Source organism: Campylobacter majalis, from assembly GCF_905120465.1.
GTDB lineage: Bacteria > Campylobacterota > Campylobacteria > Campylobacterales > Campylobacteraceae > Campylobacter_A > Campylobacter_A majalis.
In genome coordinates this window covers 46,266-71,156 of sequence record NZ_CAJHOF010000010.1, presented here as the reverse complement: position 1 = coordinate 71,156, position 24,891 = coordinate 46,266, and the positions used below count along the sequence as shown (strand labels likewise).

Here is a 24,891-nt window from a genome sequence, read left to right as displayed (position 1 = left end):
GTACTATTAAATTTAATGAATTATAATATTTTTCTTGAAAGAGCTAGTTAAAAGATTAATCGATACTGTAACATTGTTTTATAATTAAGTAGATTGTGTTAAATAAACACACAATGCTTAAATAATCAAATATTTTAGTCATTTAATTAAAATTTAGTTATAGGCTATTGTGATTGCAAAAGTGAAATATTAAAATAAGTCGTAGTGCGGTGGTAGATATTTTCAATGACAAAGATGAAATTTGATCCTAAACACACACATGCATTATTTTAACACAAAGGCATAAGACAAAAAGTATTTGGATAATTTTATAGCCATAACAGAACAAATATCGAGCAAAAAAGTGACAAAATAGAGTAAATTCACCATATATTTATCAGTGTAGCAACTTTAAATAAATGAATGCTGGCTAAATGCTTGCAATTAGATAATAGACAAGTGGGTTACAAAGAAAAAAGATTTTGTTTTTGTTTAGATGTTTTATGGTGCTAAGCCATTAAGCTTGATAGTATAAGTAAAATTTAAACAGTATGATGACATCACGATTATTTATGTTGCAATTAATAAATATTTATTAAGATAAATTTTTAATATTATCTTTATGCATTGCAAACAGCAAAGATAAACCTACTCTTGATTTGTCGCATTTAGCAAAATTTTAAGTAGATATTAGCTTTATTAGGGGCTATATTTATAATTTTGGCGTTGAATTTATGATTTGCTAAATATAATCAAGGCGATTTATGTGGTTGATGTTACATGTTATTTTTGATTTAAGAACCAATTTGGAACTAATTAAATAATCTAAATAATGCTATAGTTACAAAATTTTAAAAAATCTAGCTTAAAAATTCCTTCTTAAATCTTTCTTGCCCTATTTTATAAAAGTCATTTCCTTTGCTGTCTATTGCGACAATTAATGGCATATTTTCAACAACTATTTTAGCTAATGCCTCGGCACCAAGATCGGCAAATGCTAAAATTTCATAGCTTTTGATACATTTACTAATTAACGCTCCAGCACCACCTATCGCTACAAAATACACAGCACCTACATCCTTTATTGCTTTTACGACATCTACACAGCGATAGCCTTTGCCTATCATTGCTATTACTCCGAGTGTTTTTAGCATGTATGGTGTGTAGATGTCCATTCTCGAGCTTGTTGTTGGACCTGCCGCGCCGATGATTTGATCAGGTTTTGCTGGGCTTGGCCCCATGTAGTATATGCACTCGCCCTTTAATGAGAAGTTTAAATTTTTATTTTGATATATTCTTTTATGGGCAGCATCTCTTGCTACGATAATTTGACCAGAGATCTCCACTATATCTCCAGCCTTTAGTCTTGATAGTTCAGCTTTGTTAAATGGTGTATTTAGCGTCATTTTGTGCCTTATATATACATTTGTGCGTGACGTGTAGCATGACAGTTTATATTTATTGCCACTGCAAGTCCTGCTATATGAGTGGCAAAATACTCTACATTGACCTTAAGAGCCGTTGTGTCGCCACCTAGTCCTTGTGGCCCTATGCCAGTTGAGCGTGCGATGTCTAGTAGTTCGTTTTCTAGATTTGCGTATTTTGGGTTTTGGTTTTGGCTATCAATGCTTCTAAAGGCGGCTTTTTTCGCCATTATAGCTGCTTTTTCCATCGTCCCACCTATGCCTACGCCTATGATTAGTGGCGGACATGCGTTTGGTCCAGCGTCTAATACCGCTTGTTTAAATACGTTTTTTACACCATCTATGCCATCAGCTGGAGTTAGCATTTTTAACACAGATTTATTCTCACTTCCAAACCCTTTTGTGCCAATCTCAAGCCTTATTTTATCGCCCCTTACTATGCGTTGATGGATTATGCATGGTGTGTTATTAAGTGTATTTTTACGCTCAAAGAGCGGCTCAGATACTATTGATTTGCGTAAATATCCTTGTGTATATGCCTGGGCAACGCCGCTATTGATAGCATCTTCTAGATATTCGCCCACTAGCCTTACGTCTTGCCCTATCTCAATAAACACAACAACCATGCCTGTATCTTGACATATTGGTGCTACGCCGTTTTTAGCAAGATTTGCGTTTAGTAAAATTTGAGCTAAAATCTCTTTGCCTAGTTTTGAGCGTTCGCTTTCTTTGGCGTTACTTAATGCCATATTTACATCATCTGGCATGATATAACAAATTTGTTTGCATAGTTTTGATACGGCTTGTTTTATTAGCTCTGTGTTTATAACTTTCATAAATTTCCTTTTAATCATTATATATCATTTCGCTTTAATAAAAACAAAATGATATATTTTAAACATTGTAAAAATTTATTAAGATTACTTGCAAAAAATTGCTTTTATTATTAAAATTTAAGCATAAAATTAGTTTTATTGGTTTAATTTGTGTTATAATCCTTAACAAAAAAATTAATAAATTTTTCTAAAGGAGTTATAATGAAACTAACAAAACTTAGTTTGATTGCTGCTGTAGCCTTGACTACTAGTTCATTTGGTGCTGATACATTGGCTGAAGCTTTTACAAATGGTAAGCTAAGCACGACGCTAAAGGCTACCTATACTGATTATACAGATGAAAGAGCAAAAAGCTATAACGAAAATATATTTGGCATGGGTCTAGAAATAGGCTATGTTACTGATCCATTTTATGGATTTAGATTGGGTCTTACGGCTCAAGCGTGGGGTTCTATAAGCCCAGAAGATAATGCCAGAGTGGTCTCAAGCAGAGAGTGGTATGCAAATGGCTTTAGCTTATCTGAAGCGTATTTGGGCTATACAATAGGTGGCACTGACATTAAAGTAGGACGTCAGTATGTGGTATCACCAGTAGTTGCCGGTAACTACACTCGTGCATTTAAAGAGGCATTTGAGGGTGTAAGTATCAAAAATACAGACATTGCAGATACTGAGCTTTTTGCTGGTTGGTTTTATAAATTTCAAGGCAGAACAAACAACGCCATGGGTTCAAAAGAGCAAGGGCGTGCTCCGACATTTAAAGATAGAGTTATCTTAGGGGGCATGGGCAATCTAACATTGCAATTTGATAACATCTACACGGCATCTGTAACAAATAAATCAATTGATAATCTAAAACTAACCGCGGCATACGGTAGAGTAGATGGAGTGCAACGAGATGGAGCGGTCAAAGACAGCGATGTTGATTTGTATTTTGCAGAGGCTAGCTATACTCAGCCATTTGATGCGTTAAAGTTTGGTTTTGATTTTAACTACAAAGGCTCAAGGGCAGATGGTGCTTTAAAGAGTGAAAACTGGGATGGAAATATGTTTGGTTTTCGCGTTAGAATGTCCGATTTTTACGGATTTAGTGCATCGTATGCATATACAACTATGAGTGATAATAACGCATTGATTTTTGGTGCAGGTAATGGACCAGCTTCATACACTATAATACCTATTTTTGGACCATTTCAATGGACTGGACGTGCAGGCATGGATACTCACAAGCTAATGTTTGGTTATGATTTTGGTGCGATTGGCGTAAAGGGGCTTAGTGCAAACTTGCATTTAGTTAAAGCTGAGCAAGATGCCCCTAACAAAGCCGCTGGAGCAACCAAGGCAAATGAGCATATGGACGTCAAAGGATATAGCGTAGGTTTAGGATACAAAGCGGATAGCTTGGTTAAGGGATTGGCATTTAATGCTGTTTATACAGAAGTCGAAAGAGAAAACTTTAAATCTGGCGTATTGCAAAATAGTCCAAGAACACAAGAGTTCTGGCTGCAAGCATCATATAAATTTAATCTACTAAACTAAATTAAAAGGGCGGCAAATCCGCCCTAAATTTATTATTAATAATTTTTTGATATCATTGTCAAAATTTTAAAAAGGACAATTGATGAAAAAGCTCATTGTAAAATTTACTGCTATTTTAGCCATCATTGCAGTGCCTCTTGTGGCTTATGAAGAGGGTGTTGATTATATACGACTTCAAAGATCGCTACCTGTTGAGCGTGGGACATTGACTAAGGTTTTTAGTTATGCGTGCCCTTATTGTTACAAATACGATAAAAGCGTAATACCAAAGGTTATGTCAAAGCTTGATGGTGTCAAATTTATACCATATCATTTAAAAACAAAAGGTGAATTAGGAAATAGTGTAAGCGAGATTTTTGCTGTGCTTATAGCTATCGACAATGAAAATGGCATTGACTTACTAAGTGATGAGAGTAAATTTAAAAAAGCGAAATTTGCCATATATAAAGCCTATCATGATAATGGCGAGAGATGGAATAATGGCAAAAATAAAGACGATTTTTTAAATCAAATTTTATCTGTTGTTGGAGTTAGCACAGATGAGTTTGAAAAACGCTTGAAAGATTTTAGTGTTATAACAATGCTGTCTGATTGGGATAATGGCTACGCTGTGGCACAGCTTCAAGGAGTTCCTGCGTTGGTGGTAGATGGAAGGTATTTGATAAACACACAAAACATTAGATCACTTGATGATTTAGCAAAGCTAATAACAAAACTGCAAAGCCATGATTAAAATTTTAATTAGTATCTGCTTGATTTATAATATGTGTCTTTGTGATGCTATTTTAAAGCGTCATCAAAATACTCAAAGTAAGCCCTATGATGCAAGTAGTGCCAAGCAAAAAATCCTATCTAAGTCTGGTTGTGATACACTCAAGCAAAAAGGATATATATGCAAATAGAGCTTATTTTGTATGCTATAATAGGGGCTTTGAGTTTTTTGTTGGTTTTGTTTGTGACTCTTTTTATACTTAAAGCATTAAAAGCAAACAACTTAAAGATACAAAATTTACAAAAAGAACTAAGCATAAGTGAGCTGAGCATAAGACTTGAAAATTTAGCACTAAATATCAGCGATAAAGATGAGTTTATAAGATCGCTCGAGGAAAAAATACAAAGACAAGAATACATACAAAACGATCTAGAGCAACTAAATTCTGAGCTTAAAACAGAGCTTGCAAGCACGAAAAAAGCAGAGCAGATGTATAAAAATCAAAATGATTACAACTCACACCAAAACGAATATTTAAGAGACGAAAAAGATAGATTAAAAACAGAGTTAAGTGCGTTAAAAACGAGTTTGGACGAGAGACAAAAAAGCTTTGATGAGCTTGAAACTAGACTAAATAGTGAGTTTGAAATACTTGCGACGCGTATTCTTAATGAAAAAGCACAAAATTTCAAAACACAAAGCACAAACTCTCTTGAGTTGATGCTAAAGCCACTAAAAGATCAAATTGCAAATTTTGAAAAACGCACAAACGAAATACATGATAAAAGTCAAGAAAATAGCATAAATTTGCAAAATGAGCTAAAACGCATTTTTGAGATGGGGCTAAATATGTCAAAAGAGGCGACAAATCTCACAAATGCACTAAAAAGCAACAATAAAATAGCTGGAAATTGGGGAGAGGCTCAACTTGAAAGAACGCTTCAATCAGCAGGGCTTGTAAAAGATATACATTATATAACTCAAGCAAATTTCAAAGATGAAAATGGTGCAAAATTTATACCTGATTTTGTTTTGATTTTGCCAGATCAAAAGCATATGGTGATTGATAGCAAGGTTTCGCTTGTGGCATATGAAAAAGCTATTAGTGCAGATAGTGATGCAGAGTATGCTAAAGCGATGAGCGAACATGTCAAATCAATAAAATCGCACGTAGATAGTTTAAGTACTAAAGAATACTCTAAGCTTAAAGACCTAAAAAGTCCTGATTTTGTTTTGATGTTTATGCCAATTGAGGCATCATATATAGAAGCGATGAGATATGATAGAGAGATTTTTTCGTATGCATATGATAAGGCTGTGATTTTGGTCTCACACACGACGCTTATGCCAATTGTTAGAACCATATCAAATTTATGGCGTATAGAACGCGGCAATCAAGAGGCTAGGCAAATAGCGCAAAGTGCTACAGACATATATGATAAGCTGTGTGTTGTTGGACGTGAGATAGCCAAACTTGGCTCGTCACTACAAAGCACTTGCAAACAATATAATCAAGCCGTCATCTCACTATCTGGACGACAGGGGTTGTATGGCAAGGTTGATCGCTTTAAACAATTATCATCTGATAAAAATATCTTGCCAGATGTCAAGAATGTCGAAATAGACGTGCAAATGCCAAAGATGCTTGACAAACAAGATGCGTAAATGCATTTATGAAATGTATTTGATACCACGCCAGAATTTAAATAGATTTGGTCACTTGCGATAACTAACAAATTTGCCTAATTTTAACTATGGCTTTGGATTGTTATTTGCAAGATTTATTAATTAGTTTTGGTAAATTATATTGCTTTACTTATTTGTAAAACACCTTTAAATTTGTGTAATTTGTATTTGTGCTAATCTCAAACTTATTAATGCTACTTGTCTTATAGGTTTTATGGTGCTTGAAAATTTATTTTGCTAAGAGTTATTATAAAACACAATAAAATTTCAAAATTAAGGCAAATAGTTGTTTTGCTTTGAAAATTTACAAAGATGTATTAAAGTTATGTTTAAATATGGCAAATTCCACTTAATATCTTTAAAATCAAGTTTTTCTAAGCCAAAAAACGGACGAATTTCATTTGCCAAAAACCACGCAAACAAAGGAGCTACTGCATTTCCTATATGTGCATAACAAGCTGAATTTGAGCCTAAAAATATAAAATCATCTGGAAAACTTTGAAGTCTAGCACACTCTCTTATGCTAAGTCTGCGTTTTAAATTTGGGTGTGGGTGGATTACCGCTGTGCCACTTCTGCTTCCGCGACCTGTGATTGTCTGGCTTGGTTTATCCCAATCTAAAATTCTATTTCCCACATAGCCGTTAATTTTAACTTTATGCGTATTGCCTATGTGGTTTGGAATTTTTTCATCAAATTCGCTAGGTAAGTCCGAAATAGCGTCTTTTAGCGTGAATTTTTGCTCTTGCAAATTTGGAAAATTTAACTCTTTTTTAATATCATTGCGAACACCTAAGATTATCACTCTTTTGCGGTTTTGTGCCACTAAAAAATCGTTTGCATTTAAAATTTGATATTTTACCTTATATCCACACTCACTAAACGAACGCAAAATTTCATTTTCAAAATTTTCTTTAAATTTCGCTCCTGCTGTTATGCCGACAACATTTTCCACTAAAAAACATTTTGGCTGCTTGGCTTTTAAAATTCTTGCATATTCTAAATATAAACTATTGTATTTTGAATTTAAATCCCTATTTTTGCCGTTTGCCACAGTAAATCCCAAGCATGGAAAACCGCCGATTAGGAATTCATTAGTGGCTGCTAAATAAACTAATTGTTTTTATCAAAGCTTGTCCTTAAATATTTCAAAATTTGTATTTAACTCATCAAAAATTCGCTGTTTTGCTGATAAATCTTTATTAAAATAACTTGCGTAATTTTTGTGTAAATTCAGATCAAATTTATTGATTAAACTGATAATTTCATCGTTTAATTTATCAAATTTCATCACAACTTTTTTCTTGCAATTTGAAAGTAAAATTTCTGTATCAATCCTAATAGAATTGCCTTTCCAGCGATTTACGATATTTGTAATTTTATCATTTAATGCAAATTCTTTGAAAATCTCGTAAAATTCGCCGTTTGAATAAAAATAAAATTCAAATTGTTTGTTTGATTTTATGGCTAAGATTAAATTCTCAGCATAAATAAATTTAACCATTTCATCAAATTTATTTACAAATTTATCGTAATTTTTGCCCTTTTTGATGACGTCTATTAAGTTGTTTAATTGCGTAACCGAGCCAAGCCCGATATTTGCTTCATTTTTTCGCTCGGTTAAAAAGCTTTGAAGTCCAAGTCCGTCAAACAAAATTGTCTTTTCAAAACTTCCCATATTTATCTCTTTGTTTGACGGGATTAGTGTTTTTAAACTTACAGAAAAATTATCAAAAATCAAATCCGCTTTTTCTCGTTTGTTACTAGTGACTTTATCTTTTACATTTTCAAAAAATTTGGAACGCTAATGCTAATATTTTTGCGTTTTTTATTATCAGCAACGACCGCACCAAACAAAACTGCTAAAAAATCTTCAAATTCTCTTGCACCGCTTTTTCGTTTTGCTACTTCATCGCTACAAATAAAATGATATAAATAATTTAAAATATAAAGTGAGTTAAAATCAGATTTTTTGCTTAAATTTTGCAAAACTTTATAAATTTCGTCTAAATTTTTTGCAGTTTTTATGCCGAGTATCTCTTTTATAAAACCGATAGTTTGCAATTCTTTTAGCATTTGTGTCCTTATTAAAATTGTAATTTTAACTAAATTTTGTTTAATTTTTGAGTTTGTTAAATTAACAGTAGCTTAGTTTGTAAAAAGCAAAATGCTAGTCAAAGCCATAAAGACTTTGACTGATTACACTAGTTCGCTTAGGACTTTTGCAGCGTGATCTTTTGCTTTTACGCTTTTATAAACTTTGGCTATTTTGCCATCTTTGTCTATGACAAATGTCGTTCTTACTATTCCTAGATACTCTTTGCCGTAGTTTTTGCGCACTTGCCATACTCCATAAGCTTTTGCGACCTCTTTTTGCTCATCGCTTAAAAGTATGTGTTTTAGGCTCTGTTTTGCGATAAAACCAACGTGAGTTTTTACACTATCTGGGCTAACGCCAATAATCACACTATCATTAGCGATAAAATCATCATAAAGTTGGCTAAACTCACAAGCTTCAGTGGTACATCCAGGGGTATTGTCCTTTGGATAAAAATACAATACGACATTTTTGCCCCTAAAATCTTTTAAGCTCACACTCACCCCATCGGCGTTAAGTAGCGTAAATTCAGGTGCAACATCGCCTTTTGTAAGTGTTACTTTTCTTTGTATATCTTCTTGAGTAAACTCGCTCATTTGCCCTCTTTTATCTGCTTAATTGTTTTTGCGCCAACGCCTATGTTTTCATCAGGCAAAATTTCTAGCATTATCATAACTCTATCTTTATTTTTTCCAAGCACATTTACAAATGTGTCAGTTATTTGCGTAATTAGCTCTTGTTTTTGCTCAGTAGTTGGTTCTGGTCCTGCCATTTTGACATTGATAAAAGGCATGTTTTCTCCTTATTTTGATATAAAATTTATCTATTTTAGTGATTTTTAGCTTTGCTTTAACTTTTAAATTTTAAAATAGTGAAAATTTAAAGGATATTTAATGGATTATAACAAAGAAGATAAAGGTTTTGTCTGTTTTATGTATAGGCTTAGCAATAACCGCATAGTATATGTTGCGTTTGCCTTTGCAGTGGCTGTTTTAGCACTTGTTTTAAATACTTTCTTTTATTGCGATAGCAATAGTTTTATACTAGTTATGGCATCATTTTTTATGATTACATTAGCACCTATTTTTATAACCGTAAATCCTAAAAAATTTATATTAAAACTTCTTGGACTACTATCTGCTTTAGCTTGTTTTTTGGTGTTGCTTCACAATTTAAATAAATTAAACAGTGTTACACAAAGTAACATCTTTGGCATCTATTTTTACATCTGTCTTGTTTTGGCTGGGCTTTGTTTGCTTATGCTTCTTAGTTGGTTTGTTTATAATGCACGAAGCAGTGAAGTAAATAAAATATAGTTTGTAAATTTGATCTAGTGTTTGAAAAATAAGATGCTAATACATATTTGTTGTTCTGTCGATAGTCACTATTTTTTGCAAAAGTTACGCCAAACATTGCCAAATGAGCCACTTATAGGCTATTTTTATGATCCAAATATCCATCCATATAGTGAGTATATACTAAGATATAACGATGTTAAGCGTTCATGTGACAAGCTTGGGATTGATTTGATAATGGGCGAGTATGACTATGAGAGTTGGCTAAGTGGCACAAAGGGGCTAGAAAATGAGCCTGAAAAGGGCAAAAGGTGTGAGTATTGCTTTGATTTTCGTGTAGGAAATACAGCACTAAAAGCAAAAGAGCTAGGCGAAAAAATCATCACAACAACGCTGCTAATGAGCCCTAAAAAGGACTTTGTGCAGCTAACAAACGCACTTAAAAAAGCCGTTTGTGGCACAGATATTGAAATTTATGCCGTCGATTTTAGATCAGGAGGTGGCACAAATGAGCAGTTTGAACTAGCTAAACGCGACAAACTCTATCATCAAAATTATTGCGGATGTATATTTGGGCTAAGCAAACAAAGACAAGCACAAAAGTTGCCATTAAGTGAGCTAATGAGCGATGCGTATGCTAGGGTCTTGCCTGGTAGTATAAAAGAGAGAATTAACCTATACGATAAAGTCTTGCAATGCGAAAAAAATGGGCAAAAATTTGATCTAAAAAGAAGCTATTTTTTAAATTATCGTTTATTTTTTGCAGTGGTAAAACGCGATAAAAAGGCGATTTGTAGTTATATTTTAAGCTATTCAAATTTCAAGCGAAGCGGTATAAAAATAAGCATAGATGAAAACTATCATCAAAATGTAAATTTAAGAGATGGCGTGATTTTTATAGATATTAGTTTTTATAACAAGCTTACGGGTTGTAAATTTGCAAATGTTGCTGAGCTAAATCGTGCTAATTTTGACTTAAAAACTGAGCTTAATGTCCGTGAGAGCTTAAGTGGAGCAATGAGTCAAAATCCCATAATCGTGCTTGATGAGATTGTGTCTGGACGCTACGAAATATATGCAAAAAACGAGCTATACAGTGACAGCCGTGAAATTTTAATTACTCACTAAGTGGTTTTGGAGTATCGTATAAATAGCCCTGCATAGCATCTATCTTGGTTGCTTTAAGTATCTGTGCGATTTCGTCTGAATGCACGTATTTTGCTATGGTTTTTACCCCTATTCGTTTTGCAAAATCAATTATTGCTTCAACAACAACTTTATTTTTGTGTATGTTTGCTATAAGTGAGCTATCTATCTTTATAAAGTCTGCTTTAATGCGAGTTAAATATTTAAAGTTGCTATATTTTTCACCAAAATTATCAATCGCAATCTTGCAGCCAAACGGGCGTAGCTCTTGTATAAAATCATATACTTTTTCATAGTTTTGGACAAGTTGTGCTTCTGAAATTTCAACTGTTAATCTGCTACCTAGATTTTCGTTGTTTTGCAAATTTTGCTTTAGATACTGAGTTACTTCTGGTGATGAAATGTCGTCAATATCAAGATTGATGCTAAACTCATCATTGTTTTTACCAAAGTATTCAAACGCTTTTTGTATGACTATTTTAGACAGATCTGTATATAGGTTTGAGTGTTTTGCTATTTGTAAAAACTCAGCTGGTAGCATAGTGGTGCCATTTTCGTCTAGTATCCTAATTAAACACTCATATACTTTGTTGTTTTGTCTGTCTATAACGGCTTGTTTATGCACGATAGTCCTATTGTCTTGTATGGCTTTTTTGATTTCGTGAGTGAGTTTGATGGCATTTTGAAGGTTTTGTTTTTGCTCGTCAAAGATTGCTATATTTTGGTTATTTGCTTTGGCATAGTCTTTTGCTAGTTGAGCCGTCATGAAGTGACTTGTATCAGAACTAATTCCAAAGACAAGCTCTATGTAAAATTCATTATCGTCTATCATTATTGGCATATTATTAAAATTGTCAATTATGATTTTAGCAAAATCAACAAATCCATATAAGCTCCAAAACTTCTTAAGACCAATTAGTGCAAATCCATCGTTGCTTAGTTTAAATAGTTCTAAATTTTTGCCGTTTATGATTGACTTGAGTCTGTCGGCAATAGCGATTAATACTTTGTTGCTGATGTTAATTCCATAACATTCATTAATATATTTAAATTTTAAAATATCAAAATTTGCCATAAAGGAGTATTGTTGCGATTCTTTAGTTTTAATTATCAGTGCTTGTTGGTTTGGTAGTTTAGTTAAGGCATCGCTCATTAAATCATCAAGTCTCTCTTTTTGAGTTACATATGATGTGATGTCATAGCTTATTACAAGCGTTTCGATGCTTTCATCTGCTTGTGGTTTAGACTGGATGGATGTTTTTGTGTAGCATGCCTTGCCATCTTTTTTGGTCGCTTTTAAAAGTCCTTGCCATAGACAAGAATTAATATCTGATATTGTAAAAATATCTTTAAAATTCATGCCAATTATTTCGGTTCGTGTATATTTTAAAATTTTACAAGCATTGTTGTTTGCAGTTATGATTTTGCCATCATTGTCTAGTCTAAATATCATAGTTATAGTATCTAGTAGTGATATTAGCAAGTTTAATTCATTGTTTGCCTTGGCTGAGTTTGTTTGATGATATATTTTTGATTCTATAAGCTCATTTATAATGTCACTTAGCTCGTGAAATTCTTTAAAGCTAGTATTTGATGTGCCGATGTAGGTGCTTTTGTTTTTTGCATCATCTATACGCTTTAGAAAAAATCGTATTATTTGCTTGATTTTGTATTTTAAGCCAAGCCCAGCCACCACAAACAAAGCAATCAGCAAAACAGTTATAAACACAGATACAGATATGTTTTTACTCATATCTTCTTTTAATCTATCTTTTATGATATTTATTGTTTGTGTGATCTCATTTTGACTTGTGCTAACCCCGATGACTAATGAGTTGCCTATATCCTTAGCGTATATAAATGTATTGTCAGTGTCTGATGTTATGTTTTGGGTATAAAACCCATCTTTTGAGACATGATTTATATTTGCTAACATGCTACGATACACATCTTGAATCCCACTACTTAGTGCGGAAATTTTCTGATTTTGTAGCTTTAAGAAGTTAGAATTTATTAAAATATCCTCTTTTTTATCTATCAAAAATAAATTTGTATGCTTTTGCTCTCGCATTATTAAAGCAAGTCGTTCTTTTGTCTTGTTTGCTATGTGAGTATCTGTTTCTTGATATATTACATATACGCCTAAATTGTTTAGATATGTTACGATGTAAAATACATAATTGTCGTGTTCGTATATATCGTTGCCAGTCATTATGTATTATGGTAAAATTTCGTTTATATGCTTACTAGAGTTACGACTGCCAATTATCGGTGTTTTGTCTGCATCATAAATGTATAGCCTATATCCTTTTTGATAAGAATTTACGCTTTTTAGCTCATCTTTTGTCTTTATGTTTGAGATATTTTTAGCTACTGCCTTGGCTAATTTTTGTCTTAAATCTTCGTCTTTATGATATTTAAGTGGCAAAATAAAGTCTTTGGCACTTAATTCAAAATTTTTAACATCATCTTTTAAAAACTGCTGACGATTTGCGAGAAACATATCTTTTTGGACTTGAAAAGTTTGATTAAAAACGTAGTATTGATGCGATATATAAAAGCTTTCAAGCATAACGACAAACACAACAAATATAGCCACAATAGAAACAAAAATAAAATTTGCAAATTCTCTTTTGCTATTTGACATATACATTCCTTAAATCATATAAAAAGCGACTTTTCATCTTGTTTTAATTTAAAGCTGTTTCTGCTTAATTGGTTTAAACCATAAAGCCTTATGGCATTTATATGAGCTTTTGTGCCGTAGCCTTTATGGGTTTTGTAGCCGTATTTTGGATAGATTGTATCGTATGCATTCATTAACCTATCTCGGCTTACTTTTGCTAATATGCTAGCTGCACTTACTTCATCTATCTTGCTGTCTGCTTTTATTAATGTTTTGATTTTTGTTTGATAATCTGTGTTTCCGTCAAATATTATCTCACAATCGTTAAAATATCTCTTAAAGCATAAAAGTGCTAGACGCAAACACGCACTAAGCCCCATCGTGTCAATCTCTTTGTTTGAAAAATATGTTATTAGATATCTTGAGTTTTGTGTGATTTTGGAGTATAAAATCTCACGTTTTTTCTCGCTTAATTTTTTTGAGTCCATCAGTCCATCTATTTTGTCAAACAAAACACATCCTGCCACAACCATAGGACCAGCCAAAGCCCCACGTCCAGCTTCGTCTATACCACAAATCATAATAGCCTTTTAAATTTAAAGTCTATATTATAATTAAAATTTGATTAAAACTTTATTTAAATAATACAAAAATGTAGAATTGAAATTTTAAAACAAACGCAAACAATGTAAAATATCCATAAAATCAAAGTAGCTAAAACATATTTGCAATACAAACTAAGTAGATTAAATGAAACTGCTCTTGCCTTAATTTCAAAGTTTATTTAAGAAAAATAGAATTTTAATTTTACTTCTTTAAAAATTTATAGATAAGTTTTATTTATAAATCTTACGAAATTTGATATTAGATTAAGACTTGCAAATTTATGCTTAAATTATAAAAGCTATATTGTAGTGTAATCAGATAAAATAAATCTAAGCCCCATTTTTAGGGCTTAGATACCAGCAAGATTAAAAGCGTTTAGTTCTAACTTCTGCAACTATCTCTTTAGCCATGCTATCTACTTCAGATGTTACTTGATTAGTTTTATTGGCGACTTCGACATTTGCCCTTGTTAGGCTATCTATTTGAGATACACCTTGATTTATCATATTAATCGCTTCACTTTGCTCTCTTATGCTCTCACTCATCTCATTGATTGACTGAGCTAAAACATTAGTATTTGCTTCTATCTCACCTAGAGATTTTTGAGTTCTTTCAGCTAGTTTTCTAACCTCATCAGCAACAACAGCAAATCCTCTACCATGCTCTCCAGCACGTGCCGCTTCAATAGCAGCATTTAGTGCTAGTAGGTTTGTTTGATCTGCTATATCTCTAATAATAACAATGATGTTTTTAATCTCTTCAGACTGTCTTATGACATCTTGTGTTTTTTGATTAATAGCACTCATTGAGCTTGACATCTCTTCAACTGCAGCTGCACTTTCTTGCAAGCTATTTGCTTGAGAATTTGCTCCATCTGTTAGCTCTCTCATTGAGTTTGCTAAAATTTCAGCCTTTTGCTGAAGGACTTCAGCTTGGTTTAGGTTTGTGCGAAGCATGTTTGAGATCTCTTCGCCAAGTCCATTTATGCCACTTGCCATTTTTCCGCTATCGTTAAGTCTAGCCGAGAAGTCTTGCTTTTTGTATGTATCAAGTAGCTTTAATACGTCTTTGCCATCTGCTGCGATAGCGTCTTTTAGTGCGATTTGTAGCTCAACAAACGCAGCTTTTAGTTTAGTTAGGGCTGGATTTTGAGTATTTGCATCAAGTGTAGCTGTGAAGTTGCCGTCTTTAATATTGCTTACTAGATTGTTTGCTTGTGCTATGAAGTTGTTTTGTTCGGCTAAATTTTGCTCTACATTTTTAATGTTTTCGTTGATTAGTCTGCCAACTTGTCCTAGTTCATCATTTGCTTTTACTACAAGCACATCTGCTTTGTCTGTTTTGAAATTTAAAAAGTCAAAGAAGCTTTCAAGTGCCGCTTTCATGTTGCCTATGCGTTTTGAAAATGTCCTAGAGTATAGCCACATCACTAGCATTAAGACCAAGATAGACACAAAAGCCATGCTTATCATAAAATTTCTAAGCTCATTTGTCTCTTTCATCGTCTCTTCGATATCCACAACTAGCACCACGCCCCAAATTTTATCAAAATTTGGCACACTCACACCAGAATACACAATCTGCGATGGATTTTTGCTTACAGCTGAAATCGCTCGCATCTCAAATGGATCTTTGCTTTGTAGTGCTGTTAATAGCGGTCTTAGTCTTGATTTGCCTCAACGATACTCTTGCCGATTAAATCAGAATTTGTATGTGCTATGATCTTGCCAGTATGAGATAGTAGCAGACTGCTATCTGTTTCATATAGCCTGATTGATCTAATTAGCTCTTGTATTCTTTCTACTTTCATTGCTATTCCCATTGTTCCTACAAATTTACCCTTTGCATAAACTGGCATAGTAAATGACGTAACTAGTATATTTTGTCCGTTAAAATTATAAAAATATGGATCAAGTATCGTAGGTAGTCCGCTATTTTTTGATGTGGTGTAGTATTCACCATTTTTGTATTCGTTCGTTCGTTTTGTTAGTTTTGGGCTTCCGCTAGAATTTACACTCCATGGTGCAAACAAGCCGTTTGATGCGTATAGCTCATCCGCGCCGCCGTCTGTATAGCGGTTGTAAAACTCATCGCTTTCACTCATAAACCATATACTCATAAAGTCTGGATTTTCCTTTTGCACCTGCATAAAAATCGCACCAAGATTATCAGGGGCTATTTTATTCCCAGCTTCTAATGCTCCTTGAATACTCTCTCCAAGCATTCTAGCACTCTGAAATGCATTTAGTAAAAATATCGAAACTTCGTTTGCATTCTTTTGCACTTCGCTTCGTATATATCGGCTAGTATCCTCGCTAGTAATTTTAAGCGTTTTAAACGCAACCATACTCACAACTATGATGAGTGCTAATGTAGCTATGCTACAACTAACAAGCGTTAGTTTGGTCGATAATTTAAGGTTCTTAAACATCCTGTTTTCCTTATGGTTAAAATTTTGATTTTGCTGATTGTAGAATAAAGTATTTTAAACAAAACTTAAAATTTAATTATTTTTCTTAGGGTAAAAATTGACAAATATGGAACACATTTTGCTTGTGTTTTGCAAAAGATAAATTTTAAAAGGATAAAAAGATGTTAAGATCACTTTGGTCAGGCGTAACAGGACTTCAAGCTCATCAAATAGCAATGGATGTCGAAAGTAACAACATCGCAAACGTAAATACGGTCGGATTTAAATACTCACGTGCAAATTTTGCCGATATGCTTAGTCAAACAAACCGCGTAGCCACAGCCCCTACAGGCAATCTTGGCGGTCAAAATGCCATGCAAATAGGCTTAGGTGTGACGGCTCAATCAACTACTAGAATTTTCTCTCAAGGCACACTTCAAACCACAGATAAAAACACAGACTTAGCACTTCAAGGCGATGGGTTTTTCATAGTGTCAAATGATGGCGGAAGCACTCACTACTATACTAGAAATGGCGATTTCGTCCGCGATAGGGCTGGAAATTTCGTAAATAATGCAGGTTATGTCGCACAAGGTTGGCTAAGAGATGATGAGACGGCTACGATAGACTCAACTGGACCAGTTAAAAATATCGTAATCCCAGAGGGTTTGACGACTCCAGCACGTGCTACCACCGTCGTAAGCGTAAAAGCAAATTTAGACTCAGGCAACTCAATCGGCACTAGATCAACGCCTATTTATGCACTTGATTCAGTGGCAAATGGACGTGATTTTGATAATGACGGAGTGCTTTTCCCAAACGAAATCCACGCAGAAAACGACGTAAATAGTGATGAGTTTTACACTAACTCTAGAAACGAGCAGATTTTAACTGAGCGTGGCGTGGATCTAGGAGTGCTATTTAACGAAGTAGGCGATGGCGTAGCACTTCGCAGGGGTCAAGGACTATGGATAAGCTATGCAAATGCCGAGTCTAAAAAGGTAAAAATCGGACAGGATAATCCTGCATTTATAGGTAAATTTGGCACTATAGATCCTGTAACAGGCGTTTTTACACCGCAAGCTAAAACTTTAGATATCGTAATAAACGGCGTATCTATACAAAGCACAAATGCGGTTGCTAGCATTAGCGATGTAGCCGCACTAATCAACGCTCAGTATAATATCACAGGCGTTAGAGCTGAAATCTCAGAAGGCAACAAGCTAACGCTTATAAACCGCAACAACTCAGGCACAACTGATCAGAGTAAAAATATACATCTAGTTGTAAATGCTGGTGATGGAACGGATATTAAAAATCTTATACCAGACTATGATGCAAACGATCCGACTAAAAACCGCATAGACATCATCACGGCTCACCAGTATGAATACACCACTACATCTACAACAGCCGTGCATGGATACAACACCAACTCAAGACAGGTAAATACCACAGAAGACCTTCGCCGTGCTATGCAAGAAGACGCTAGAAAGTATGTTGATTATGACGGAAGCGGATCAAACATCAAAAAAGACGCACAAACTGTTATGACTAATATAAAAACAAAAATAGATACCGCTATAAACGGTGGCACAGACGCAGCGGCTGTAGCAAAGGCGGCTGAGATACCTGAGCTAAAACCACTTGGTAATGAGTTTTTAGCGGCGTATTATAGAGCGACAAACTCAGGTGAAGATCACGCGACTGCACTTAACACCGCTAAGGATTACGTGGCAAATTTATTTGCTTTTGATGATTACAACGACGGCGTGACATTTAGTGTAAATACAAAGGGGCAGTTTGAGCTAAAAAACCCAGCCAATAGCCTTATGGATAGGGCGATATATCTAAGCGTGACAGGGCGAACTACACCAGCGTCGCCAAACACTCCAGCCATAAACGAAAACGTGCGTCTAACAACCATGATGAAATCACTTGAAGGCTCACTAACCCCAGGACAAGCCGTGCGAACAAGCTCGGCGTTTATGATGTCTAGCCATGGTTCAACAACTGAAATTTACGACTCGCTTGGCTCAAAGCACACTGTAAATATCCGCTGGGCAAAAACAGGCACTACAAATGACGGCGGAACAGAGTGGAATATGGTAATCCAAGTGCCAGAACCAGCTGAGATAAATTTCTCAGGCAACGGCCCAGCCAATGTCATAACAGGTATGCTTAGGTTTGGTCCAGATGGGGCTTTGTCGTCGTTTAACCCTGCTTCATTTACTTTCACAGCAAATAACGGCTCACAAGCAGGGCAAAGTGTGCAGTTAAATTTCGGACTAAATACGGACTTTAACGGACTAACTAGCTTTGATAGAGACTCAAGTACGGATTATATACGCCAAGACGGATACGAGGGCGGTTCGCTAAAAGATCTAAGGATAGATGAAACAGGCACAATAATAGGGGCATTTACAAACGGACAAAGCTTTGGTTTGGCTCAAATCGCTGTGGCAACTTTTACAAATAACGAGGGCTTGCATGCTGAGGGTGGCAATATCTTTTCGCGCACTGCAAACTCAGGCGATCCGGTGGTTGGCACTGCCGGAAGTGGCAACAAAGGCACAATCGCAGCGGCAAAACTAGAGCAAAGCAACGTCGATCTAAGCCGTTCACTAACGCAGTTAATCGTCGTGCAAAGAGGCTTTCAGGCAAACTCCAAAGCCATCACAACAAGTGATGAAATGCTAAATACACTACTTCAGCTTAAAAATTAATTCTAGGCTCTTTTGAGCCTAGAGTGTTTATTAGGCTTTTTGATTTAATGTTTCATGATTTTACTTGTTTTTTGATTTGATGAGGTTGCCAATACTAGTGGCTTTTAATGTGTTGTTTGCAATGAGATTGTGATTAAGCTAGAGTTAATATAAGAAAATAAAATAAGGTTTTTAAATAGAGTGCGAAGCTAGATCGTATCGATATTGTTGCGAAGCGAAGTTCTTCATAGGGATAACGTTTTGAGTTATCATCTTGTAACGAGCAAAGCGAAGTTAAAAACCAACCTCCCCAAAACACATCCATCATTTAAGAATTCTCAAAACAAATTTAAAGAATTTCTTAAGAAGCCTTTTGTTTTGCAAAAGTGTTTAGCTAAATTAGCCAAGCCAAAAACCAAATTAAGCTAAATCTAGTCTAAATCTGGTCATGAAAAAAGATACGATGATTAGTTTTGACTTTTTAGTGCTTTTGTGGCTAATACTAAATTAAGAGAATTTATCATTGTTTTGCACGGCTCTTAGTCACGAGAAGCTGTTATTTTGTGATGTTTTAAAAAGCAGTAAGTAAATAAAATAGAGAATTTAAGCTTAATTTAACTCAGTTTATTTGCTTGTTGCAAGGTAATAACTTAACATTATTTTTATAAATAGTTTCGCCCATCACTTCATCAAGAAAAATGAAACTTAAATTTTATTGATGCTTTAATATGGAGTTTATGTTTGCAAAAATCCTTTATTTGTAAATATAAATTTATTTTTATTGTAATTTATCATAACATACTTTCATGTCCAAGATATACTAATGGCAGTATCGATGTAAAATTGCAAATTTTAGTATCTATACTCAGCACTAAACAAAGCCGTACGACCTCTTGTTGAGTTGTTAAACACTGTCAAAGTATCGTTAAATACTTGATTTGAGTAAGATGAGTTGTAGGTGTAAAGTGCATCCATGTAGTTTTTGTTAAAGGCATTTTGTACTTCGAGTTTAAAAGTAAGCTGTTTAGTCGGTGTGTAGGTGACCTAAAAATCAAAAACGGTAGGGATTTTAGGCAAATCTTGTGTTTTTACACGCTTAAACTCCGTTTCATTGCTAGCATATTCAAACAATGGATTAAATCGCTTCGCCTTGCCAGTAATCTTTGTAATGCTACCAAATGTAAGTTTGTTGCCAAACAATCTTACGCCAGTATCGATTGTGGCGTAGTATTTTGGTAGTTGGCTAAACTGAGATACACCACTACTTGGACCATTTGTCCAATCAAGTGCCATGCTATCAGATAGCGGGTAGTTAGCCTTTTGACGGGCATAGTTAGCACTAGTATAAAAATAGTCAGCATCATACATCAACTCTATCTCAAGACCCCTAAATTTCGCATTACCGTTTAATCTAGATAGAAATAAAGCTTCTTTTGTTATAAGTCTATCGTAGATAAAATTTTTAATTTTTGTGTGATAGTAAGTCGCTTTAAAGCCAATTACATCGCTGTTTGCAAAAATGCCATTTTTATGTAAGTTAAAGCCGATTTGTGCAGTTTTGGCAGTTTCTGGTTTTAAAAAAGTATTGATGTCTTCATAAACCGTGCCAGAGTGGAAAAATTCCTGCACATTTAAAGCCCTTGTGCTTTTAGCGTAGCTAACAAACGGCGAAAAATACTCATGCAAATTTACACCAAGCATAAGCGAGTAGTTTATTGCATCGCTATTTTTCTTTATCTTACCAGGCTCTTTTGGCTCACAAAGCGTATTTGCCATCTCGCATTTGCCCTTTGTGCCACTAATTTGCCAGTGCATAAAATTTACATTTGCATCAAGCTTTAAAATGCTGTATTCAAGGCTATTATCAAGATATATTGTTCTTATTTTTTGTTTGCCTTGCGGGACTGCATAGTTTGTTGTTAGTGTGGCAAAATCTTTATCACTAGTTTTGCGGATGTAATCGTTGTTTAGTAAATTTAAACCAAATTTTGATGAAATTTTTGCGTTGTCTAAGTTAAATTTAAAAGTATTGCTTAAATCAAAATTTGTTGCTTTGTTTTGAAATTGCATACCTTGTTTTAGACTAACCCAACTAAGTGTGGCGATTTTGTCGTATTTTTGCTTAGTGTTTGTATGCGAGGCTAAAAGTGCCAAATTTAAAAAATCACTATCAGGGTCAAAATGATAATCAAGCTGATAGCTGTTGCTGTCAATTTTGCGTTTTGCTAGATAGTTTGAGTGGTTTTTATATGACAAAATAGCAGCATGGTCTTCATTTGAGTATTCAAATTTTAGTAGATGATTTTTTGGTTTTTGGGTCAGATTTTCAACATCAATCGCCCTACCAAGATCTCCTTGCCCATCGCCGTTGATGTCAAATGTCGCATCTTTTGCTCTTTTACCACTTCCGTCTTTGTAATCTTGAGTGATTTTCTTGCCGCTATATCCGTATAAAACGCCTATATTTGAGCCATTTTCAAGCTTTATTTTGGTGGCAATCGCTCCCATGTAGCTAGGGCCTATGCCATTTGTGCCATACGAATACCGCCCTAAAAAGCCAAGGTTATCGCCATTTCTTATTACGTCATCTACTCCGATTGTGCGAAAATTTGCGCTTCCCATTATAGCGTTATTTGCACCACTAAATGAGCCACGCTCTATATCAACACTAGCTAGAAAATTTTGATCTAAAATCGCTCCAAAAGCCGAAGTGCCAAGATTACCAGTAAAATCATGAAAACCTTTAGAATCTGAACTAGTGCCGTAATATGTCTGTGTGACACCATCTATCATCGTATTTACTCGTCCAAGTCCCGTTAAACCGCGGATATTTACAGATACACTGCCTTGTGCTTGATCTATTTGTGTGTAGCTACCAGCAAGTGAGCGCACGATGCTATCTATGCTTTGATTTTGTGAGTTTAGCTCACTTTTTGAGGTTATGGCACCAGGTTTTAAAAAGCTTTTTTCGCCATTTTTTAGCTCATTTGCAAAAACTTCAATGCTATCAAAATCCATCTCAGCCAAAATCGCACTTGTTGCAATTAGACTAAGTAGTAAAATTCTAGACATTTTTTCTCCTACCTTAGGCTTTGTTTGTATTTTTTGATATTAAACTCGATTGGAAAATTTATTACTAGCTCGTTTTTATCCTTAAAATACTCACTTGGTGGCGTTGGTAGTGGCGATGCTCGGTGAAAAATTTCAACCGCTTCGGCATTTAGGCTTTGAAATTTTGTTGGTTTTTTAATCTCTGCATGCAAAATTTCCCCATCTTTTGCAACCACTACCCTTACGCTTACTATGCCCTCTTCGCTGTTTGAAAGAGCACTACTTGGATATCTTTTGTGCTTGTTTAGATGCGAGACGACTAGCCCTTTCCAGCTTTGCTTGTTTGTGCGGCTTACGCCTGTTGTGTTTGTGGCGATTTTGGTGCTGGTGCCACTTATTGGAGCGGAAGCAAAGCTGTCTTTTGCACTGGAATTTATAGATGAGACACTTTGTGTTGGCTCTGATTTTTCGACATTTTCAATCTCTTTGGTTGGTTTTGTATCTGGCTTAATCTCTTGTTTTGGTGGTTCTTTTTTGAGCTTTTCTTTTGGCTTTTGTTTTTTTTGTTTTGGCTTTTGCACTGCACTAATATCTGATTTTATATCCTTAACTGGCGAAATTTCAGGCTCATCTTGTGACTGCAAATTTGGCTGTGGCTGGGCGGATTTAGTCAAATTTATCGCTACTTGTTTAAATTCGCCAATTGGCAAATCTGAGACTATCATCACGCTTTCAAAAACATCATCTTTAATCGGATAGTCAAAACCGCCAAAATTTTGCTCTAAGCTCACACTTTTTTTACTTGCTAAAAGTAATTCAAACGCCACAATATGAAGCATTAAAACAAAACTAAATGAAACAAACCAGATAGATTTTGGCATATGCATTAATTTGCCTTGCTTGAAAAGGCGATTTTAGAGTATCCTGCCTTTTTTACATGCTCGACAGTGGCGATTAAAATCTCATACGGCACCACCTTATCAACGTGAAAAAACACTACGTTATCTTTATTGTCGCCTGTTTTTTCTTGCATTGCGGCACCGATGTTATCGGCATTTACAAGCTCAGTGCCAAAATAAATTTCATTTTTTTCATTTATGCTTATGATAAGCGGCTTATTTACATCGGCTTTTTGCTCACTTACTGCTTTTGGAAGCTCGACCTTTACGGAGCTTGTAACAATTGGAGTAACCACCATAAATATGATTAAAAGCACCAGCATAACGTCGATAAATGGCGTTACATTTATCTCACTAAGTTCGTTTTCGCCATCATTTAGTATCATTTTCACACTCCCTATCAAAGCAAAGATAAATCTGCGAAGCTAGTAAATTTAGCCTAGCGTTGAAATTTAGTCCAGTTTTTATAAGGCAGTTATACATCAAAACCGCTGGTATAGCAGCCACTAAGCCCAAAGCCGTCGCAAATAGTGCCTCTGCGATGCCGGGTGCTACTACACTTAGACTTGCATTACCCTCGTTTGCGATGCCAATAAAGCTACTCATTATCCCCCAAACTGTGCCAAAAAGTCCAATAAATGGTGCAGATGAGCCAATGCTTGCTAGTATGCCAGTGTAGCTTTTAGATTGATGGACAAACTCGCTACATTTTAGAGCAAGACGCTCTTTTACACGTAGCTTAAAAGCTTCGTTTTTTATAGCAGTTTTTGAAATTTCATCGTTTATTTGGATGAATAAAATTTTGCCAAAGCTTTTTTGGCTATTTTTAAGTGCTGACAAATCGCCATTTTTTATGGTATTTTCATCTTTTTTTAATCTTGAAAACGCAAGAGCAAATTGAGTAAATTTAGCTAAAAATACCGTCCAAGTGATGACTGAAAACAGTATCAAAATCCCAATAACCGCCTTAACTACAATGTGAGCATTATCAAAAAGTGAGCCAAAGCTCATATCGATGTGTGACTTTTCGTCTTTAGCGGTTGTGGCTAAATTTTGCGTTGTGTTTTGCTCGGATAGATTTAGATTTTGCAGTGGTTTGGTTGTGTTTTGCTCTAGTGTTTTAGATGTGTTTAGGGTCTTAGAAATACTATCGTTATTTATTGTATTTTGCTCTTTGTTTGCATTATTTGGCAAAGATTTTAACAATGCATCGCTTTTTAAATTTATACTAACATCTAAATTTTGCGTCAAATTGCTATCTGCAAAACAAAACGTAAAAAATAAAATAATCGCTAGAAATTTTTTCATCTTAATCCTTAATATCTGTATTCAAAATTGACATAATACGTCCTGCCACGTGCGGAGTTGCTAAATAGATAGATGTTATCACCATTAGAGTTATAATCAAGCTGATTTGTTGAGTTGTTTGCATTTAAAGCATCGATGTAATTTTTGTTAAATAGATTTTGCACTTCGCCTTTTATGGTAAAATTTTTGCTAAGTTTATAGACTAAATTTAAATCATAAATAGTTGGGATTTTTGGCAAATCTTGCAAAATTATAGGTGAGTTTATGTCATCATTATCGCCATCGCGATTTTCGCTACCATCACTTGGATAGGCACGTTTGGCTTTTCCTGTATATTTTGCTATCACACCAAGCTGTAATTTCTCATCAAAAAATCTAGCTCCAACTTCGGCTTGACCGTAGTATTTTGGCAAGTCTTGCACCTGAGTGTAGTTAAAGTTGCCATAATATGAGCTTGATGTTTCGCTTTGGATTTGATCCGTTTTTTGCCTTGTGTAGCTTATTTTGGTGTAAAATATGCCCATATCGTAATTTAGCTCGATTTCATAGCCTCTAAAATTTATTGGCACATC

The 24,891-nt window shown here is 34.8% G+C and carries 23 protein-coding genes and 1 pseudogene; 6 read left to right on the top strand and 18 right to left on the bottom strand.

Going from position 1 to position 24,891, the window contains the following annotated elements:
- Positions 1-839 precede the first annotated feature (839 nt).
- Both LQU93_RS06330 and LQU93_RS06325 read right to left on the bottom strand, forming a co-directional pair.
- Complete coding sequence (locus LQU93_RS06330) at positions 840-1,385, bottom strand: FumA C-terminus/TtdB family hydratase beta subunit (RefSeq protein WP_229933039.1); 546 nt, start codon at positions 1,383-1,385, stop codon at positions 840-842.
- 8 nt (positions 1,386-1,393) lie between these two features.
- Positions 1,394-2,239 carry a fumarate hydratase gene (locus LQU93_RS06325; protein ID WP_229933038.1) on the bottom strand — a complete coding sequence of 282 codons (846 nt, stop codon included), beginning with the start codon at positions 2,237-2,239 and terminating at the stop codon, positions 1,394-1,396.
- Between the two features lie 201 nt (positions 2,240-2,440).
- On the opposite strand from LQU93_RS06325, the gene LQU93_RS06320 reads away from it, so the two are divergent.
- The 3 genes from LQU93_RS06320 to LQU93_RS06310 all read left to right on the top strand — a co-directional run bounded on the left by LQU93_RS06320 (position 2,441) and on the right by LQU93_RS06310 (position 6,155).
- On the top strand, positions 2,441-3,778 hold the full coding sequence (locus LQU93_RS06320) for an OprD family outer membrane porin (RefSeq protein ID WP_229933037.1): 1,338 nt from the start codon (positions 2,441-2,443) through the stop codon (positions 3,776-3,778).
- Between the two features lie 82 nt (positions 3,779-3,860).
- Positions 3,861-4,511 (top strand): thiol:disulfide interchange protein DsbA/DsbL, encoded by a 651-nt coding sequence (locus LQU93_RS06315; RefSeq protein WP_229933036.1) that lies wholly within the window; start codon positions 3,861-3,863, stop codon positions 4,509-4,511.
- Between the two features lie 159 nt (positions 4,512-4,670).
- On the top strand, positions 4,671-6,155 hold the full coding sequence (locus LQU93_RS06310) for a DNA recombination protein RmuC (protein ID WP_229933035.1): 1,485 nt from the start codon (positions 4,671-4,673) through the stop codon (positions 6,153-6,155).
- A gap of 294 nt (positions 6,156-6,449) precedes the next feature.
- Here LQU93_RS06310 and LQU93_RS06305 read toward each other — a convergent pair whose 3' ends face one another.
- The 5 genes from LQU93_RS06305 to LQU93_RS06285 all read right to left on the bottom strand — a co-directional run bounded on the left by LQU93_RS06305 (position 6,450) and on the right by LQU93_RS06285 (position 9,066).
- Positions 6,450-7,259 carry a DNA cytosine methyltransferase gene (locus tag LQU93_RS06305; protein ID WP_268250053.1) on the bottom strand — a complete coding sequence of 270 codons (810 nt, stop codon included), beginning with the start codon at positions 7,257-7,259 and terminating at the stop codon, positions 6,450-6,452.
- A gap of 42 nt (positions 7,260-7,301) precedes the next feature.
- Positions 7,302-7,916: a hypothetical protein gene (locus LQU93_RS06300; protein WP_229933033.1), complete on the bottom strand. Its 615-nt coding sequence runs from the start codon at positions 7,914-7,916 to the stop codon at positions 7,302-7,304.
- A gap of 38 nt (positions 7,917-7,954) precedes the next feature.
- A complete protein-coding gene (locus tag LQU93_RS06295) occupies positions 7,955-8,251 on the bottom strand; it encodes a hypothetical protein (protein WP_229933032.1) in 297 nt (98 codons plus the stop codon).
- A gap of 123 nt (positions 8,252-8,374) precedes the next feature.
- On the bottom strand, positions 8,375-8,869 hold the full coding sequence (gene bcp, locus LQU93_RS06290) for a thioredoxin-dependent thiol peroxidase (protein WP_229933031.1): 495 nt from the start codon (positions 8,867-8,869) through the stop codon (positions 8,375-8,377).
- On the bottom strand, positions 8,866-9,066 hold the full coding sequence (locus LQU93_RS06285; RefSeq protein ID WP_229933030.1) for a tautomerase family protein: 201 nt from the start codon (positions 9,064-9,066) through the stop codon (positions 8,866-8,868). The genes bcp and LQU93_RS06285 overlap by 4 nt, the downstream gene beginning before the upstream one ends.
- A gap of 100 nt (positions 9,067-9,166) precedes the next feature.
- On the opposite strand from LQU93_RS06285, the gene LQU93_RS06280 reads away from it, so the two are divergent.
- Both LQU93_RS06280 and LQU93_RS06275 read left to right on the top strand, forming a co-directional pair.
- Positions 9,167-9,589, top strand: a complete 423-nt coding sequence (locus LQU93_RS06280; protein ID WP_229933029.1) for a hypothetical protein — start codon at positions 9,167-9,169, stop codon at positions 9,587-9,589.
- A gap of 33 nt (positions 9,590-9,622) precedes the next feature.
- The gene (locus LQU93_RS06275) at positions 9,623-10,696 is read left to right on the top strand and encodes an epoxyqueuosine reductase QueH (RefSeq protein WP_229933043.1); all 1,074 of its coding nucleotides are present in this window, start codon (positions 9,623-9,625) and stop codon (positions 10,694-10,696) included.
- On the opposite strand, the gene LQU93_RS06270 is transcribed toward LQU93_RS06275, so the two are convergent.
- From LQU93_RS06270 to LQU93_RS06250, 5 genes and pseudogenes are all read right to left on the bottom strand, one after another.
- On the bottom strand, positions 10,686-12,926 hold the full coding sequence (locus LQU93_RS06270) for a sensor domain-containing phosphodiesterase (RefSeq protein ID WP_229933028.1): 2,241 nt from the start codon (positions 12,924-12,926) through the stop codon (positions 10,686-10,688). The genes LQU93_RS06275 and LQU93_RS06270 overlap by 11 nt on opposite strands.
- Before the next feature lie 6 nt (positions 12,927-12,932).
- Complete coding sequence (locus LQU93_RS06265; protein WP_229933027.1) at positions 12,933-13,361, bottom strand: hypothetical protein; 429 nt, start codon at positions 13,359-13,361, stop codon at positions 12,933-12,935.
- A gap of 14 nt (positions 13,362-13,375) precedes the next feature.
- A complete protein-coding gene (locus LQU93_RS06260; protein ID WP_229933026.1) occupies positions 13,376-13,921 on the bottom strand; it encodes a ribonuclease HII in 546 nt (181 codons plus the stop codon).
- Positions 13,922-14,311: 390 nt separating this feature from the next.
- Positions 14,312-14,944, bottom strand: a pseudogene (locus LQU93_RS10110) (methyl-accepting chemotaxis protein); the annotation flags it as partial.
- Between the two features lie 662 nt (positions 14,945-15,606).
- Positions 15,607-16,377, bottom strand: a complete 771-nt coding sequence (locus LQU93_RS06250) for a PDC sensor domain-containing protein (protein ID WP_229933024.1) — start codon at positions 16,375-16,377, stop codon at positions 15,607-15,609.
- A gap of 161 nt (positions 16,378-16,538) precedes the next feature.
- On the opposite strand from LQU93_RS06250, the gene flgE reads away from it, so the two are divergent.
- Positions 16,539-19,082 carry a flagellar hook protein FlgE gene (gene flgE / locus LQU93_RS06245; RefSeq protein WP_229933023.1) on the top strand — a complete coding sequence of 848 codons (2,544 nt, stop codon included), beginning with the start codon at positions 16,539-16,541 and terminating at the stop codon, positions 19,080-19,082.
- 831 nt (positions 19,083-19,913) lie between these two features.
- On the opposite strand, the gene LQU93_RS09960 is transcribed toward flgE, so the two are convergent.
- The 6 genes from LQU93_RS09960 to LQU93_RS09955 form a co-directional block, all read right to left on the bottom strand.
- Positions 19,914-20,036, bottom strand: a complete 123-nt coding sequence (locus LQU93_RS09960) for a hypothetical protein (protein ID WP_268250050.1) — start codon at positions 20,034-20,036, stop codon at positions 19,914-19,916.
- 69 nt (positions 20,037-20,105) lie between these two features.
- Positions 20,106-22,133 carry a TonB-dependent receptor domain-containing protein gene (locus tag LQU93_RS06240; RefSeq protein ID WP_229933022.1) on the bottom strand — a complete coding sequence of 676 codons (2,028 nt, stop codon included), beginning with the start codon at positions 22,131-22,133 and terminating at the stop codon, positions 20,106-20,108.
- Between the two features lie 8 nt (positions 22,134-22,141).
- Positions 22,142-22,999: an energy transducer TonB gene (locus LQU93_RS06235; protein ID WP_229933021.1), complete on the bottom strand. Its 858-nt coding sequence runs from the start codon at positions 22,997-22,999 to the stop codon at positions 22,142-22,144.
- Complete coding sequence (locus LQU93_RS06230) at positions 22,999-23,397, bottom strand: biopolymer transporter ExbD (protein WP_229933020.1); 399 nt, start codon at positions 23,395-23,397, stop codon at positions 22,999-23,001. The genes LQU93_RS06235 and LQU93_RS06230 overlap by 1 nt, the downstream gene beginning before the upstream one ends.
- Complete coding sequence (locus LQU93_RS06225) at positions 23,384-24,319, bottom strand: MotA/TolQ/ExbB proton channel family protein (RefSeq protein WP_229933019.1); 936 nt, start codon at positions 24,317-24,319, stop codon at positions 23,384-23,386. The genes LQU93_RS06230 and LQU93_RS06225 overlap by 14 nt, the downstream gene beginning before the upstream one ends.
- An 8-nt stretch (positions 24,320-24,327) precedes the next feature.
- Positions 24,328-24,888 (bottom strand): porin family protein, encoded by a 561-nt coding sequence (locus LQU93_RS09955; RefSeq protein ID WP_268250049.1) that lies wholly within the window; start codon positions 24,886-24,888, stop codon positions 24,328-24,330.
- Between the last annotated feature and the right edge of the window lie 3 nt (positions 24,889-24,891).

What these genes read in the sequence shown, in the direction of transcription:
- LQU93_RS06330 (WP_229933039.1), bottom strand. Translation starts at nt 1,385, where the DNA reads ATGACGCTAAATACACCATTTAACAAAGCTGAACTATCAAGACTAAAG.
- LQU93_RS06325 (WP_229933038.1), bottom strand. Translation starts at nt 2,239, where the DNA reads ATGAAAGTTATAAACACAGAGCTAATAAAACAAGCCGTATCAAAACTA.
- LQU93_RS06320 (WP_229933037.1), top strand. Translation starts at nt 2,441, where the DNA reads ATGAAACTAACAAAACTTAGTTTGATTGCTGCTGTAGCCTTGACTACT.
- LQU93_RS06315 (WP_229933036.1), top strand. Translation starts at nt 3,861, where the DNA reads ATGAAAAAGCTCATTGTAAAATTTACTGCTATTTTAGCCATCATTGCA.
- LQU93_RS06310 (WP_229933035.1), top strand. Translation starts at nt 4,671, where the DNA reads ATGCAAATAGAGCTTATTTTGTATGCTATAATAGGGGCTTTGAGTTTT.
- LQU93_RS06295 (WP_229933032.1), bottom strand. Translation starts at nt 8,251, where the DNA reads ATGCTAAAAGAATTGCAAACTATCGGTTTTATAAAAGAGATACTCGGC.
- bcp (WP_229933031.1), bottom strand. Translation starts at nt 8,869, where the DNA reads ATGAGCGAGTTTACTCAAGAAGATATACAAAGAAAAGTAACACTTACA.
- LQU93_RS06285 (WP_229933030.1), bottom strand. Translation starts at nt 9,066, where the DNA reads ATGCCTTTTATCAATGTCAAAATGGCAGGACCAGAACCAACTACTGAG.
- LQU93_RS06280 (WP_229933029.1), top strand. Translation starts at nt 9,167, where the DNA reads ATGGATTATAACAAAGAAGATAAAGGTTTTGTCTGTTTTATGTATAGG.
- LQU93_RS06275 (WP_229933043.1), top strand. Translation starts at nt 9,623, where the DNA reads ATGCTAATACATATTTGTTGTTCTGTCGATAGTCACTATTTTTTGCAA.
- LQU93_RS06270 (WP_229933028.1), bottom strand. Translation starts at nt 12,926, where the DNA reads ATGACTGGCAACGATATATACGAACACGACAATTATGTATTTTACATC.
- LQU93_RS06265 (WP_229933027.1), bottom strand. Translation starts at nt 13,361, where the DNA reads ATGTCAAATAGCAAAAGAGAATTTGCAAATTTTATTTTTGTTTCTATT.
- LQU93_RS06260 (WP_229933026.1), bottom strand. Translation starts at nt 13,921, where the DNA reads ATGATTTGTGGTATAGACGAAGCTGGACGTGGGGCTTTGGCTGGTCCT.
- LQU93_RS06250 (WP_229933024.1), bottom strand. Translation starts at nt 16,377, where the DNA reads ATGTTTAAGAACCTTAAATTATCGACCAAACTAACGCTTGTTAGTTGT.
- flgE (WP_229933023.1), top strand. Translation starts at nt 16,539, where the DNA reads ATGTTAAGATCACTTTGGTCAGGCGTAACAGGACTTCAAGCTCATCAA.
- LQU93_RS09960 (WP_268250050.1), bottom strand. Translation starts at nt 20,036, where the DNA reads ATGGATGCACTTTACACCTACAACTCATCTTACTCAAATCAAGTATTT.
- LQU93_RS06240 (WP_229933022.1), bottom strand. Translation starts at nt 22,133, where the DNA reads ATGTCTAGAATTTTACTACTTAGTCTAATTGCAACAAGTGCGATTTTG.
- LQU93_RS06235 (WP_229933021.1), bottom strand. Translation starts at nt 22,999, where the DNA reads ATGCATATGCCAAAATCTATCTGGTTTGTTTCATTTAGTTTTGTTTTA.
- LQU93_RS06230 (WP_229933020.1), bottom strand. Translation starts at nt 23,397, where the DNA reads ATGATACTAAATGATGGCGAAAACGAACTTAGTGAGATAAATGTAACG.
- LQU93_RS06225 (WP_229933019.1), bottom strand. Translation starts at nt 24,319, where the DNA reads ATGAAAAAATTTCTAGCGATTATTTTATTTTTTACGTTTTGTTTTGCA.